Below are 1,208 nucleotides of genomic sequence, written 5' to 3' on the forward strand. Positions count from 1 at the left end.
TGTAGCGCGGCGATTTTTTTTGCATAAAAACGCACTGGTATATGCACAAAGCTTTAGTGATAATTTGCACAATGCAGAATTAATCGCTAAATCATACACCGGGTATAAATAACTCATTTATCCGACGTATGATTTAGGTTTGATTACAGGTCATATGCCCCTGCAGCATAAGTGGTGACAATCGTTATTTCCTCAGTCGTCAGAAGTCGATCCCAGATAACCATTTCTGCAAACTGTGGGCCGGTATTGGCTGAGCCGCCACTGTCTTTACCGAATCGTAACCGGCGTTGCTCATCCATTGAACCACCGCGCGTCACCACACCCGATTTTGATACCGCCTCGGTTCCTGCGCCGATTAAATGTAGCGTTACTTCGGCCGCACCATCTGCGGGGATTGTTAAGATCGCGGCATAACGTCGGGCAGAAATTGCCACACCTCCAGCCGCAGGATCGTTGGATATACTCAGCGTAGAACCGGCAGCGCCAGACATTTTTGATAATCCCCAGCTGGCGCTGGCGCGGCTAAATCTCAGGCCCCCAATCGTCAGCACTGAATGCGATGCCGAACCGTGCACCTCATACCACACCGCCAACAGACTGACGTCACCGAACTTGCGGTTAATGTCTGTCAGCGCCGCCAGTGCGCCGGGCGTGGCACAGTCAACCATGCGAATGCCGCTTTGATCGACAATAACAGGTTGATTGGTCGTATCACCCGCAAGGACGTTATCCGGCATTAGCGGGCTGGGATACGTGGACACTGCGTCACCGGCAACGCTGGCTGCAAAATCCAGCGCTGGACGCCAGCGGTCGGTATAACCGGTGACGCCAATAGCGGGCGCATACGGTGCATAGTTTTTAATGGATGGATCTGGGTTGGTCAGGCTGCCCGGTACAATTTCAAGGGTCATGGTTAAACACTCCGGTAAATAGCGGCAAGGCTGGTGTAATGTGCATTGGTGGCACGCGGACAGGTCAGCGGGTTCTGCATAAGTTCAGACAGACGGATGTAACTCAGGAATTCGCCGGGCTGGGACGAGCCATACACCTGCCAGTTAAACGCCCCGGCAGGCAGCGCCCCGGTGGTGTCGTCCTGCTGTCCGGCAAAAATTTCCAGCCGGTGCAAAAGCGTGTCGATATAGTCCTGGCGTGGATCGGCAAACATGTACGCAATCGCCGGCGCATAAGACAGCTCACCTACAGGCTCC

Annotated in this window: 2 protein-coding genes; both read right to left on the bottom strand. The window is 53.7% G+C overall.

Features of this window, described 5'->3' with window-relative positions; genetic code table 11:
• Window positions 1-143 precede the first annotated feature (143 nt).
• Entirely contained in the window at window positions 144-911 is a 768-nt protein-coding gene (locus tag NWP14_RS27735) for a hypothetical protein (protein WP_375216315.1), read from the bottom strand.
• A 2-nt stretch (window positions 912-913) separates the two neighbouring features.
• Window positions 914-1,208 (bottom strand): hypothetical protein (locus NWP14_RS27740; protein ID WP_375216316.1); only part of this gene is annotated, 295 nt, incomplete at its 5' end.

Source organism: Klebsiella sp. C349492, assembly GCF_042055345.1.
Taxonomy (GTDB): domain Bacteria; phylum Pseudomonadota; class Gammaproteobacteria; order Enterobacterales; family Enterobacteriaceae; genus Klebsiella; species Klebsiella scottii.

What these genes read in the sequence shown, in the direction of transcription:
- NWP14_RS27735 (WP_375216315.1), bottom strand. Translation starts at nt 911, where the DNA reads ATGACCCTTGAAATTGTACCGGGCAGCCTGACCAACCCAGATCCATCC.